Origin of the sequence: Pluralibacter gergoviae ATCC 33028 = NBRC 105706 (assembly GCF_001598855.1) — a bacterium.
Lineage (GTDB): Bacteria > Pseudomonadota > Gammaproteobacteria > Enterobacterales > Enterobacteriaceae > Pluralibacter > Pluralibacter gergoviae.
Genome location: NZ_BCZS01000004.1, coordinates 1 through 13,043 on the forward strand (window position 1 = coordinate 1; position 13,043 = coordinate 13,043).

The window sequence follows — 13,043 nt, forward strand, 5'->3', positions numbered from 1 at the left end:
CAGCGCCGATACCCAGTCGGGCGGGACAACGTGCTGGTGGACATCAATGCGTTGAACAGTTGACATATCAGATACCTCACAGAGTGTTATAACCAGTGCATTGCTAACTTTAAGGCGCCCCTATTCATTATACAAATTCATTAGTATCATCAATAAATGCCTTAAAAGCATAGGTTAGAATGCAGATCAGGTACCTGAAATATTTTGCCGCCGGATGGCATCTTGTCGTGCGCTGAACAGGCAGATGCGGGATCCGAAAAGCGATCTTCAGACGTGAAGGCCGGGAGCGGTATTTTACGAGGAGGCCTGGAGCATGCAGCGCAGGTTAAGATTGGCGAGTTGCTCCGCCGGGAGGTGGGCGGCACAGAAACAGGACGCTGTGGGATCTTTTCGGTTGAGGCATCGGGATCGGCGCCCGTCATGTTATGACGGGCGCCGATCCCGATGCCTCATTCACCCTGCCCGCTTATTTCGCCAGGCGCGGGAACAGCGACCTGCCGGTCAGCTGGTTGATCTGATCAAGTTCGCCGTCGCGGAAATCGGGGTAGCTATCCAGCATATGCGTAAAGGAGGTCCCCACCGAGGCCGGCGCGTAGGGAAAGTCGCTACCAAACAGCACGTGCCCCGGGTGGGCAAATGCCAGCAGAGACTTCAGCGCAACGTCGCTGCCGGACAGCGCCGTGTCGAAATAGAACGTCTTGAGATCTTCCAGAACCTGCGCTTTCGTCAGCTGCGGATCGAGTCCCGGCATCACTTCCGCGAAGCGGTAGCTGGCAAAGGGTACAAAGCCCCCGGCGTGGGAAAGGATCACCTTGATGTGCTTATAACGGCTCATCACACCGTTAGTCACCATATGCAGCGCCGTGCGCGTGGTGTCCATCGGATAGTCCACCAGCGGCCCGGGCAGACCGGGGATAACGTCCATCGGCGGCTTCGCCGGATGGATAAAAACGACGGCGCCCAGTTCGTCCAGCGCCTGCCACAGCGGCGCATAGCTCGCATCACCCAGATAAACGCCGCGGTAGTTGGTGAGCAGCACGACGCCATCGGCGTGCAGGTGCTCAAACGCGTAGCGCAGTTCCTCGAGCGAAGCCTCCATGTCCGGCAGCGGCAGGGTCACAAAGTTGCCAAAGCGCGTGGGGTGCTGGCTGACCAGTCCCGCCGTGTACTCATTGACCCGCCGCGCCATGTCGACCGCCGCCTTGCCGTGCCAGCCGGTGACGCCGGGCGCAGTCAGCGACAGAACGCCGGTGCGGATCTGCAGCGAATCCATAAAATCGATCGCGCTCTGCGGCGACCATGCGGGGCTTTTCCAGCCTGACGGATCGCCGCCGTGGGACGGCAGCGCCGATACCCAGTCGGGCGGGACAACGTGCTGGTGAACATCGATGCGTTGAACAGTTGACATATCAGATACCTCACAGAGTGTTATAACCGTTGCATTGCAAACCTTAAAGCGGTTTCATTCATTACACAAATTCATTAGTATCATCAATGAATGCCATAAAAGCATAGGTTAGAATGGAACTTAGACATCTCAAATATTTTGTCACCGTCGCCGAACTGCTGCACTTTGGCCGCGCGGCCGACAGGCTGCACATTGTCCAGTCGGCGCTGAGCAGGCAGATCCAGGATCTGGAGAGCGAACTTCAGACGCAGCTGCTGATTCGCGACAGCCGCAACGTGCGCCTCACCGAGGTCGGGGCGGTTTTTTATGAGGAAGCCAAGGCCATACTGAGCAAGCGCGATCGTGCGATACAGTTGGTGAGATCCCTCGCCCAGGGCTACAGAGGCCGCCTGAAGATCGGCTTTGTCGGCATGGCCGGAGCGTCAGGCGTGCTGCCGTCCTTTCTGACCTTTTTTCGCGCCCGGCATCCGCAGTTGCTCATCGAACTGATGGAAGCCGAGAACCATACCCAGCTCCGGCGTCTTGAGGAGGGCGAGCTGGACGTCGCGATCGTGACCTTCCCCGACAACGCCAGTAATATGACAGAGTGCCATCCCTTACAGGCTTCCCGCTGGGTAATGGGCATGAGCGCCGACGATCCGCTCAGTGCGCATCGCGAACTCACGGCCCCGCTGCTCCAGGACCGTGATTTCATCCTCTATGGCAATCCCGACGCGGAATCTGCGCAGCGGGCGCTGATTGCCTCTCTGCTGGGCGCCGAGCCCCATATCGTCAACTATGCTAACAGCACCCTCAGCACCCTGACGCTGCTTGCCGCCGGATACGGGATTGCCCTGGTGCCTGAAAGTATGCGCCAGGTCGGCGTTCCTGGCGTGATATTCCGCCCTCTGTGTGGATTAACCCAAACCGTTGACGTCAGCGCCTGCGTGCTGCGCAATAACACCTCACCGCAGGTTGCTCACTTTCTTTCGGCGCTGACCGCCTTCCGCGCAGCGGCAGCAGATTTATCCGTAATGGCCGAAAATGGGAGCCCCGACACGCGAGAAAGCAAATAATAGGCTAAGGTTTTGAACAGGTTGGCGCAGCAGCAGCGCTGTGCGATTAAAAGGAGAACAACCAATGACAAAACCTGCTTTGCGCCACGTTGCGCTTCTCTCTGCGCCTGCGGCACTTCATATTGCACTCGGCGGCCTCCTGCTTACCGCCGCGTTAGCCGCCCGGGCGGATGAAGCCCGAACGCCGCAGCCGCCGGATATTCTGCTGGGACCGCTGTTTAACGACGTGCAAAGCGCGAAGCTGTTCCCCGACCAGAAAACATTTGCCGATGCGGTGCCGAAAAGCGATCCGCTGATGATCCTCGCCGACTACCGAATGCAGCGCGGCCAGCGCAGCTTCGATCTGCGCCACTTCGTTGACGTCAACTTCAGCCTGCCGCAGGAGAAAGAAAAGTACGTCCCACCGAAAGATCAGAGCCTGCGCCAGCACATTGACGGACTCTGGCCGGTGCTGACCCGCACCACCGGCACGCCGGAGAAGTGGGATTCGCTGCTGGCGCTGCCGAAGCCCTACGTGGTCCCCGGCGGCCGCTTTCGCGAAGTCTACTACTGGGACAGCTACTTCACCATGCTCGGGCTCGCGGAGAGCGGACACTGGGATAACGTGGCGGATATGGTGGATAACTTCGCCTACGAGATCGATACCTGGGGCCACATTCCCAACGGCAACCGCAGCTACTATCTGAGCCGCTCGCAGCCGCCCTTCTTCGCCATGATGGTGGAGCTGCTGGCAACCCACGACGGCGACAGCGCGCTGAAAAAGTACCTGCCTCAGATGAAAAAAGAGCACGACTACTGGATGGCGGGCAGCGAGGGTCTGGAGAAAGATAGCGCGGTAGCGCGGGTTGTCAGAATGAGCGACGGCAGCCTGCTTAACCGCTACTGGGACGACCGGGACACGCCGCGCCCGGAGTCGTGGCTGGATGATATCACCACCGCCAAAAGTAACCCCGACCGCCGGGCCGCCGATATCTATCGCGATCTGCGCGCCGCCGCCGCGTCAGGCTGGGACTTCAGCTCGCGCTGGATGGACGATCCGCACAAGCTCAGCACCATCCGCACTACCAGCATCGTGCCGGTGGATCTTAACGCCCTGATGTTCCGGATGGAGAAGATAGTCGCCCGCGCCAGCAGCGCCGCCGGTGATAACGATAGCGCGCAGCGCTACGAGGGCTATGCCGCCGCCCGCCAGAAGGCGATGGAGAAGTATCTGTGGAATGAGAAAGCGGGCTGGTACGCCGACTACGATCTGAAAAATCACCGGGTGCGCGGCCAGCTGACCGCCGCCGCGCTGTTCCCGCTGTACGTCAACGCCGCGTCGAGCGCGCGGGCGGCGAAAATGGCCGCCGTCACCGAGTCGCAGCTGCTGAAGGCGGGCGGCATTGCCACCACCACCGTCAGCAGCGGCCAGCAGTGGGACCTGCCCAACGGCTGGGCGCCGCTGCAGTGGGTCGCCGCCGAGGGGCTGCAGAACTACGGCAATCAGAAAGTGGCGATGGAGGTCACCTGGCGCTTCCTCACCAACGTGCAGCACACCTATGACCGTGAGAAGAAGCTGGTTGAAAAGTATGATATCACCCGCACCGGGACCGGCGGCGGCGGCGGTGAATATCCGCTGCAGGACGGCTTCGGCTGGAGCAACGGCGTCACGCTGATGATGCTGGATAAGGTTTGTCCGAAAGAAAAGCCCTGCGACAATGTGCCGGATAGCCGCCCGGCTGAGGCCGCGGCACCCGCAACCGGAGCCGCTAAGTCGTGATCTGCTGCGGAGCAGCGCGACGGCTGCTCCGCTGCTCCCTCCCCGCCTCATTGATAGCAATAGTTACGTTCGATCTCGCAAAACGGCGTTTTTAGACTTGATTGATATAAAGCGAACAAGAATAATTCGTATTCTTTTTTGCGAAAAAGGATTTTTCCTTACCTTTATGACAGCCCGCGCAGGAGCGTGACTCGCTGTATCCGGAATGATGTTAATGATCCACGCCTGTAAACTTAAACGCGCGCCGCTGCTTTGTACCCTGGCGCTGGCATTCCCGCACGCGTCGTTCGCCGACGATACGCTGGTGGTGACCGCCGCCCCCGCATATACGGCCCTCTCCCCCACCCGTGGCTATACGGCAAAAACGTCCTCCGGGGCGACCAAAACCGACCGACCGCTGGTGGAAACGGCGCAGAGCATTTCGGTCGTTACCCGCCAGCAGATGGAAGACCAGGGCGCCGCCAACGTCGGCCAGGCCCTGAACTACACGCCCGGCGTTAACAGCGGCTTCGGCGGTGCTTCCAGCCGCTTTGACGCCATCTCGCTGCGCGGTTTTCACGGCGGCGACGTCGATAATATTTTCCTCGACGGCATGCGCCTGATGAGCGACGGCGGCAGCCACAACGTGCTGCAAATAGACCCCTGGTTTATCGAGCGCGTTGACGTGATCAAGGGCCCCTCTTCCGCGCCCTATGGCCAGAGCGTGCCCGGCGGGCTGGTCAACCTCACCTCAAAACGTCCGCAGTTCAAATCGGAAGGGCATCTGAGGGCCTTTGTCGGCAGCCAGGCGACCAAAGGGCTGGCGTTTGACTATACCGATGCCATCAACAGCCAGTGGGCGTACCGCATAACCGGCATCACCCGCAATACCAACACCCAGTACAGCGATACCCGCGAGGAGCGCTACGCCATCGCGCCTTCCCTGTTGTGGCAGCCGGATTCCGATACCAGCCTGCTGCTGCAGGCCTATTTGCAAAAAGATCCCTCCGGCGGCTACCACGGCTCGCTGCCGCTGGACGGCACGCGCTATAAGCACAACGGCCGTCGGTTGCACCGGGACGTAAACGAAGGCGACAGCGGCGACGGCTATCAGCGCCGGCAGCAGATCTACAGCTACGCATTCGATCACCAGTTTAATGACGTCTGGTCCCTACACTCCAGCGCCAGCTACAGCCACATTAATGCCAGCCTCGATCAGGTGTACCAGACCGGCTGGATCGGCAGCGGCAATACGCTGTCGCGCGGCTACAGCGGCTCCAGGGGCTCGCTGGACGGCTGGTCCACGGATAACCGGCTGCAGGCCGACTTCAGCACCGGCGCAGTGGGCCATACGGTGACTGTCGGCGGCGAATATCATCGCCTGCGCAACGATCTGTGGAGCGGCTGGGGCAGCGCGTCGCCGCTCGATCCGTGGAGCGGCTATACCGCCAGCCGGGGGCATACCGTGACCGGCAGCGACGACAACAACCGCCGCTACTACCAGACGGGGGCCTATCTGCAGGACGAGATGACGTGGAACCGCTGGCATCTCGACGTGGCCGGACGCTACGACCGCATCGTCTCCCGCCAGGTCAGCGATACCTACCATACCTCCAGCCGCCGGTCAGACGACCGCGTTAGCGGGCGCGGATCGCTGCTGTACGCCTTTGAAAACGGCTTTTCACCCTATTTCAGCTACAGCCAGGCGATCACGCCGGCGATGCTGCCCGGCGCTGACGGCACACTGCTCAAACCAACCACGTCGCAACAGGTCGAGGCGGGACTGAAGTATCAACCGCCGGGCACCGCCGATCTCTACAGCATTGCCGTTTACGATCTGACCCAGAAGGACGTGGCGACCCGCGATCCGAATATCGCTACCGCTACCTACATTCCCGCCGGCAAAGTGCGCTCTCAGGGCGTGGAGCTGGAGGCGCGCAACCAGCTCACGCCGCGCCTGAGCACTATCGCCGGCTATACCTGGAACCGCCTGCGCTTTCACGATACCGACGACGGTACTGCGCATAATACTCCGCAGCTTACGCCGAACCAGATGGCCTCCCTGTGGGCGCGCTATCAGTTTGATTACGGGCTCAGCGCCGGCGCGGGCGTGCGCTATATCGGCAGGCAGTGGGCCGATGATGCCAACAGCGAGCGGCTGCCGTCGGTGACGCTGTTTGATGCGATGGTGCGGGCGGACGCCGGCGCGTGGTCTCCGGCACTGAAGGGCGCCTGGCTGCAGGTGAATGCCAATAACCTCGGCGATCGCGAGTACGTCTCCGGCTGTTACGGTACCACTAACTGCTACCGGGGCGCGGAGCGCTCGGTGATGGCTACCGTAGGGTATGATTTCTGAGTCAGAACGCCGGGAGGCGCGGGCCTCCCGGCAGGGCATCAGTCGATAGCGTCCATCGCTTTCTGCACTTTCCAGATGTAGCGCGGCGCCTGGGAAGAGGGATGATTTTTGACGATGTAATCAAAGAACTCCTCCTTATCGAGGCCGTTGATCTCGCGGATGGCCTTTTTGCGATCGGAGGAGAAGGTGCGCAGCAGCGCCCCGGCGCCGTTGACGTAGGAGACCACCAGCGCGTACTGCATAACCTGCGGATCCTCAATGCCCGCCAGCGGGCCGTGCTCAAGGATACTGAAGTAGGCTGCGCCCATCGAGATATTGCGCTCGGGATTTTTCAGTTCGCTGGTAGAGGGCTGGCCGCGCCAGCCCATGTAGCGATAGACTTCGCGCCCGGCGGTCGAGGCCTTGAGCTGCATCAGACCAACGGCATTGGACTTACTCACCGCGTTGGGATTACCGCCGGACTCTACCGCAATGATGGCGGTGATAAAGCGCGGGCTCACGCCCCAGGCGGCGCCGGCTTTCTCGCTTATCGGCATCCACTGCATCGCGCGCTGAACGGGGATCGTGGGGTCGTACGGCGGATTTCTGTAATCATGCTTCGGTTTTGAGCTACAGCCGGCCAGCAGAACAAATAATATCACCAGGAATCTGAATTTCACGCCTTTATCCTTTTACTCAAGTGTGCCGTGCGTAATGACAATCAGTCATTGAGGCGGCATCATAACTGTTTCAAACTCATCAAGGAAATGCCATGTCTCTGATTCATCTGATAGCCCCCTCGGGTTACGCCATCAATCAGCAGGCGGCCCTTCGCGGCGTGGCGCGCCTCGAACAGGCGGGACATGCGGTAGAGAACCAGCGGGTCATCACCCGCCGTCAGCAGCGCTTTGCCGGCAGCGACGCCGAGCGCGCCGCCGATCTCAACGACCTCGCGCAGCTGGCGGGGCCGGATACCATCGTGATGCCGGTGCGCGGCGGCTACGGCGCCACCCGCCTGCTCGATCAGATCGACTGGCAGGCGCTGTGCCGCCGCCAGCAGCGCTCGCCGCTGCTCATCTGCGGCCACAGCGACTTCACCGCCGTGCAGATGGCGCTCCTGAGCCGCGGCAACGTCATCACCTTCAGCGGCCCGATGCTGACCGGCAACTTCGGCGCAGAGACGCTGAACGACTTTACGGTTGAGCACTTCTGGCGCGCCCTGCGCCATCCGCAGTTCACCGTGGAGTGGCAGAGCAGCGGTCCGCAGTGCGACGTCGAAGGCACGCTGTGGGGCGGCAATCTGGCGATGCTGACCTCGCTGGTCGGTACGCCGTGGCTGCCGCAGATCGACGGCGGCATTCTGGTGGTCGAGGACGTCAACGAGCATCCGTTCCGCGTCGAGCGCATGCTGCTGCAGCTCTTCCACGCCGGGATCTTAAGCCGCCAGCGCGCGCTGGTGCTGGGCAGCTTCAGCGGCGCGGAGCCAAACGACTACGATGCCGGATACGATTTGCCGACGGTCGCGGCGTACCTGCGCTCGCGGCTGGCGATCCCGGTGATCGACGGGCTGGATTTTGGCCACGAACAGCGCACCGTGACCCTGCCGCTGGGGGCCCGCGCCCGGCTGATAAATCAGCGCGAAGCGGCAACGCTGACCCTGAGCGGACATCCGGTGCTGGGGGAATAAAAAAGTTCGCTATCATGCTGATTAACCCGCTCTTTACTCACGCTTATGTGTTAACGTCATAACCCTCATATCACGCGAATAAAGGAGTCGTCGAACGTTGGATGCCGCGGCAATTATCAGTCTGTTTATTCTGGGCTCGGTGCTGGTCACCGGCAGCATTTTATTGAGCTCATTTTCATCCCGTCTCGGTATTCCGATTCTGGTGATATTTCTTGCCATCGGCATGCTGGCCGGCGTTGACGGCATCGGCGGGATCCCCTTCGATAACTATCCTTTCGCCTATATGGTCAGTAACCTCGCCCTGGCCGTGATCCTGCTCGACGGCGGGATGCGCACCCAGGCGAGCTCCTTTCGCGTGGCCCTCGGTCCGGCGCTGTCGCTGGCCACCGTCGGCGTACTGATCACCTCCGGCCTGACCGGCATGATGGCAGCGTGGCTGTTTCACCTCAGCCTGATCGAAGGGCTGCTGATCGGCGCGATCGTCGGTTCGACCGATGCGGCGGCGGTCTTCTCCCTGCTCGGCGGCAAGGGCCTCAATGAGCGCGTCGGCGCGACGCTGGAAATAGAGTCCGGCAGTAACGATCCGATGGCGGTGTTTCTGACCATCACGCTGATTGAGATGATCCAGTACAACCAGGCGCAGCTGAGCGCCGCTTTTGCGCTGGATATTATTCAGCAGTTCGGACTGGGTATCGCGATCGGCCTCGGCGGCGGCTGGCTGCTGCTGCGGATGATCAACCGCATTACGCTCCCGGCGGGTCTCTATCCGCTGCTGGCAGTCAGCGGCGGCATTCTGATTTTCGCCGTGACCACCACGCTTAACGGCAGCGGCATTCTGGCGGTTTACCTGTGCGGCTTCCTGCTAGGTAACCGGCCGATCCGCAACCGCTACGCCATCCTGCAAAACTTTGACGGCCTGGCGTGGCTGGCGCAGATCGCCATGTTCCTCGTGCTGGGGCTGCTGGTGACGCCGTCCGATCTGCTGCCGATTGCCGTTCCGGCCCTGCTGCTCTCAGGGTGGATGATCTTCGTCGCCCGCCCGCTGTCGGTGTTCGCCGGGCTGCTGCCCTTTAAGGGCTTCAACCTGCGGGAGCGCGTGTTTATCAGCTGGGTGGGCCTGCGCGGCGCGGTGCCGATCATCCTTGCGGTGTTCCCGATGATGGCCGGACTGGAGCACGCCAGGCTGTTCTTCAACGTCGCCTTCTTCGTGGTGCTGGTGTCCCTGCTGCTGCAGGGCACTTCGCTCTCTTGGGCGGCGAAAAAAGCCAAAGTGGTGGTGCCGCCGGTGGGCTGGCCGGTCTCCCGGGTGGGGCTGGATATTCATCCGGAAAACCCCTGGGAGCAGTTTATCTACCAGCTCAGCGCCGACAAGTGGTGCGTGGGCGCGGCGCTGCGCGATCTGCATATGCCGCGCGATACCCGCATCGCGGCGCTGTTTCGCGATAATGTGCTGCTGCATCCCTCCGGCAGCACCCGCCTGCGGGAGGGCGACGTGCTGTGCGTGATTGGCCGCGAGCGCGATCTGCCGATGCTCGGCAAGCTGTTCAGCCAGTCGCCGCCGGTGGCGCTGGACCAGCGCTTCTTTGGCGACTTTATCCTGGAGGCCAGCGCGAAGTTTTCCGACGTGGCGATGATTTACGGCCTCGACGGCGGTGAAGAGTACGCCAACAATACCCAGTCGCTGGGCGAGATTATTCAGCATCTGCTGGGCGCCGCGCCGGTCGTCGGCGATCAGGTTGAATTCGCCGGCATGGTGTGGACCGTGGCGGAGAAAGAGGACAACGCGGTGCTGAAAGTCGGCGTGCGCGTGGCCGATGAGGAGCCTGCCTGATCGCCCGCTAGGGCAGCAGCGTCAGGTCGAGCCAGCCGTCCGTGCGCACGCGCTGCCGCGGGTGGCTCTCCTGCCCGCTCAGCAGCGGCTCCAGCGTAAGGCTCAGCGTCAGCAGCCTGCCCCGCGCGGGCGCGCCGTGACGCAGAACGACAAAGCCCTCTCCGGGACGCAGCTGAAGGCGGCTGACGGCATCGCCCGTCCGGCTATCGCCCGCGATGATGCGCGCGAGCTGCACGTCGTCGCCGTCCAGCAGCGCCCGCTCAATGTGGATCCTCAGCGTACCGCCGCCCTCGCCCCAGCGAAATGCCGCCCCGCTCGCCGGGCCGTCGGCCCGCAGCCGCATCTCCTGCGCCAGCGTGCAGCTGACGCTCACCATTAGCCTCCGGACGCCCGGCGTCATTCCGCCTGCGGTGGGCCGTAGCTGCGCCGGGCTGCTGCGGCCAAAGTCGACCTGTCCGCCGCCGGCGCTCAGGCTGCACTCGGGCACAGTCGGCTGCGGGATGTCAGGCAGGGCGCCGCTTGCCGGGCTCAGCGCCAGCGCCAGGAGGTACGACATCATACGCAGGTTCATTCTCGCTCCTTACCGGCACAGGCCGGTGGTCGTCTCATACAAATCACGCTCACGGGCGGGGGCGTCCGGCAGCTTGTCGAGCCTGATGCGGCACTCACCCGGCGCCAGATCGACCGTCACCTCCATGCCCGGACGGGCGTCGGGCAAAAAGAGCGCGCCCTGCTCGTCCACCACGGTAATAAAATTGTCCTGCGCATCGTACACCGCCGCGCCGCGGGGCAGCGGCTGGCCGTTCGCGCGCCCTGCGCTCACCAGCACCCGGCGCGACGAAATGGTCTGAAAATCCACCCGGCTGACGGCGCCTCTGGCGGGCATCACTTCCTGCGTGCCGTTGACGACGTCCGCCCGCCGCCCGAGGCTGCGGGTGTCCACCTCAATCAGCGAGGTGCTCCAGCCGCTGAGCGAGGGCAATACCGCATAGCCGCCGCCGTCGGTCCACACCGGCCCGGCGGGCGTCTCCAGCCTGACGCCGCCTTTGTTGCCCACCCGCGCGATGCCGAACGTATCTCTGACCTGATACGGTGCGGGCGTGACGCCATGCCCGTGGGCGACGACGCTGCCCGAGGCCTGCAGCGACAGGCTGCGGCTGCTCGCAGAGTCGGCGGACAGGTTACCGGAGAGATCGCTCCAGCGAGTGACCGTGCTGAAAGCGCCGGTGGCCGCGCTGAGGCCGCGGCCCTGGTCGCGTTCGGCCGCCAGGCTCCAGCTGCGGTCCTGGCTGAGGCGCTGGTCGAGGCGCATCCCATAGCGGTTACCGCCGCGGCCGTGGTTCGCCGTGCTGCTGACCGTGGTGCTGTCGCCGAGGGGCATCTGCAGCGAAAGGTAGAGCCGGTCTTCCCGCCCGTAGCGGCCGCCGCTCTGCTGATGCGCCGCGTTGAGATTGAGGGACACGCGCCCGAACTGCCGCCCCCAGCTTATCTGCGCCCAGCCCGTCGGCGCACCGCGGGTCTGGGTGCTGCGCCCGGCCGCAACGCTGAGACTGCCGAGCAGCGCGTTTGCCCAGCTGACGCCCGCGCCGTACTGATCTCTGTTACGGGCGTAGTCGCCCCGCGCGCTGAACTGCTCTTCGCTGAATTCGCGATAGCCTGCCGCCTGATGCGAGCCGCTGAGGTTCACTGAGAGGCTGCCGCCGATCGGCTGCGTCAGAGTCAGGGCGTTGAGGAAGCCCCGGCGATCCCCGCGCCGGGCCCGCGCGAGGGTACTTTGCAGCGAGAGGCTCGTGCGCCAGGGAAGAACGCTCTCCAGGGTTGCGCCGAGCGCCTGATAGTTCTCCGCCCACAGTCCGCCAAGCTGCAGCGCCGCGCGCGGCGAGAGCTGAACGCCGCGCGCGGCGGTGGCCAGCAGCGGCTTTTTATCCGCCCCGCGCAGATCGTAGCGTCCGAGTCCCCAGCTGATGCCCGGCGTAATGACGGCGCCGTCGCGCGCGTAGGCGGCGGCGGACACCAGATAGCGCCGCACGCCGCCGTCGGCGCCCGTCACCGTGACGCTCAGATCGCTTCGCGTATTGAGCAGCGAAAAGCCGCTGAGGCTGAACGGCCCCGCGGGGACGGTGGTGTGAAACACCGGGACGCCCAGTTGGCGGATTTCCACCACGGAGGGGGTATCGGCCACGCCCGCGACGACCGCGCTACCGCTTTTGCCGTACAGCGCCTGTTCGGGGGTCATCTGCACGCCCAGCACCTGTCCGATACCGAACAGACCGCCGGAAAGCGGGATCTGTCCTAGCTGCAGCGTACTTTTCAGCCCGGTAAACGTCCGCCGGGCGTAGGCGTTCTGATAGTCGGTCTGCGCTTTTTGCCCGAAGCGATAGAGGTTTTGATTGCTGCGCACTATCCAGTCCCCGGCGTTAAAGCCCAGCTCCGTCTGGATCTGCCAGTAGTTCATCCTGCTGCCCGGCGCGCGGCTGCCCATAAGCTGGGCTGCGTAGTTCAGCAGCGCGGCCGTACCGTCGTGCTGCCAGCGGGCGTTATCCGTCCGCGGCTCCAGCGCCGACTGCGGCACCAGCAGCGTGAGCGTTGCGTCCGCGGGGCTGGGGATCGCCGACAGCTGCGGCCAGAAGGCGCGCAGGTCGCGGCAGGCATCTTCCCGCCCGCCGCTGGCATCGGGAAAACCGGCGGGGATCTTGAGGCCGGCCTGCCTGAGCAGCGCGGTATCCGGACAGAGGCGCCCCTGGCTGTCAAAGGTGACCTGCAGCCTGCCGCGCGATTCGCCGTTGACGAAAAGCGCCACCGCGCTGACGCCCGGCGGAAACCTCGCGGCCTGCCTGAACTGCCCCGCAAGCCCCGCATCGAGGCCCTGGGCGCTGAGCGCCTCGGCATCAAAAATAACGTCATCGGCGAAAGCGGGCTGTCCGGCCGCGGCAATCAGCGCCAGCGGCAATGCGGTGCATCGTAATCCTGGCAAGACGAGAGTGCGCAC

At 63.3% G+C, this 13,043-nt stretch carries 9 protein-coding genes; 5 read left to right on the top strand and 4 right to left on the bottom strand.

The features are described from left to right. Positions 1-466: 466 nt before the first annotated feature. Entirely contained in the window at positions 467-1,408 is a 942-nt protein-coding gene (locus tag ENGE1_RS05710) for an amidohydrolase family protein (RefSeq protein ID WP_064360564.1), read from the bottom strand. A gap of 113 nt (positions 1,409-1,521) precedes the next feature. Here ENGE1_RS05710 and ENGE1_RS05715 point away from each other — a divergent pair, with 113 nt between their 5' ends. From ENGE1_RS05715 to ENGE1_RS05725, 3 genes are all read left to right on the top strand, one after another. Continuing rightward, positions 1,522-2,463 (top strand): LysR substrate-binding domain-containing protein, encoded by a 942-nt coding sequence (locus ENGE1_RS05715; RefSeq protein ID WP_053075567.1) that lies wholly within the window; start codon positions 1,522-1,524, stop codon positions 2,461-2,463. A gap of 64 nt (positions 2,464-2,527) precedes the next feature. Beyond that, positions 2,528-4,222: an alpha,alpha-trehalase TreA gene (gene treA, locus ENGE1_RS05720; protein WP_048252931.1), complete on the top strand. Its 1,695-nt coding sequence runs from the start codon at positions 2,528-2,530 to the stop codon at positions 4,220-4,222. A 214-nt stretch (positions 4,223-4,436) separates the two neighbouring features. Continuing rightward, complete coding sequence (locus ENGE1_RS05725) at positions 4,437-6,557, top strand: TonB-dependent siderophore receptor (RefSeq protein ID WP_048252930.1); 2,121 nt, start codon at positions 4,437-4,439, stop codon at positions 6,555-6,557. 38 nt (positions 6,558-6,595) lie between these two features. Here the strand turns inward: ENGE1_RS05725 and emtA are convergent, their stop codons facing one another. Then, positions 6,596-7,216 (bottom strand): membrane-bound lytic murein transglycosylase EmtA, encoded by a 621-nt coding sequence (emtA, locus tag ENGE1_RS05730; protein WP_045289516.1) that lies wholly within the window; start codon positions 7,214-7,216, stop codon positions 6,596-6,598. 92 nt (positions 7,217-7,308) lie between these two features. On the opposite strand from emtA, the gene ldcA reads away from it, so the two are divergent. Together ldcA and ENGE1_RS05740 are read left to right on the top strand one after the other, a co-directional pair. Beyond that, positions 7,309-8,223, top strand: coding sequence for a muramoyltetrapeptide carboxypeptidase (gene ldcA, locus ENGE1_RS05735; protein ID WP_048252929.1), 915 nt, complete (start codon positions 7,309-7,311; stop codon positions 8,221-8,223). Positions 8,224-8,320: 97 nt separating this feature from the next. Next, positions 8,321-10,054 carry a potassium/proton antiporter gene (locus tag ENGE1_RS05740; protein WP_048252928.1) on the top strand — a complete coding sequence of 578 codons (1,734 nt, stop codon included), beginning with the start codon at positions 8,321-8,323 and terminating at the stop codon, positions 10,052-10,054. A 7-nt stretch (positions 10,055-10,061) separates the two neighbouring features. On the opposite strand, the gene ENGE1_RS05745 is transcribed toward ENGE1_RS05740, so the two are convergent. Next, positions 10,062-10,625 carry a DUF1120 domain-containing protein gene (locus ENGE1_RS05745; RefSeq protein WP_048252927.1) on the bottom strand — a complete coding sequence of 188 codons (564 nt, stop codon included), beginning with the start codon at positions 10,623-10,625 and terminating at the stop codon, positions 10,062-10,064. A gap of 9 nt (positions 10,626-10,634) precedes the next feature. Further along, a complete protein-coding gene (locus ENGE1_RS05750; RefSeq protein ID WP_080965685.1) occupies positions 10,635-13,043 on the bottom strand; it encodes a fimbria/pilus outer membrane usher protein in 2,409 nt (802 codons plus the stop codon).

Excerpts from the sequence above, each read along its gene's own strand:
- ldcA (WP_048252929.1), top strand. The coding sequence starts at position 7,309 with ATGTCTCTGATTCATCTGATAGCCCCCTCGGGTTACGCCATCAATCAG.
- ENGE1_RS05745 (WP_048252927.1), bottom strand. The coding sequence starts at position 10,625 with ATGAACCTGCGTATGATGTCGTACCTCCTGGCGCTGGCGCTGAGCCCG.
- ENGE1_RS05725 (WP_048252930.1), top strand. The coding sequence starts at position 4,437 with ATGATCCACGCCTGTAAACTTAAACGCGCGCCGCTGCTTTGTACCCTG.
- treA (WP_048252931.1), top strand. The coding sequence starts at position 2,528 with ATGACAAAACCTGCTTTGCGCCACGTTGCGCTTCTCTCTGCGCCTGCG.
- ENGE1_RS05715 (WP_053075567.1), top strand. The coding sequence starts at position 1,522 with ATGGAACTTAGACATCTCAAATATTTTGTCACCGTCGCCGAACTGCTG.
- ENGE1_RS05710 (WP_064360564.1), bottom strand. The coding sequence starts at position 1,408 with ATGTCAACTGTTCAACGCATCGATGTTCACCAGCACGTTGTCCCGCCC.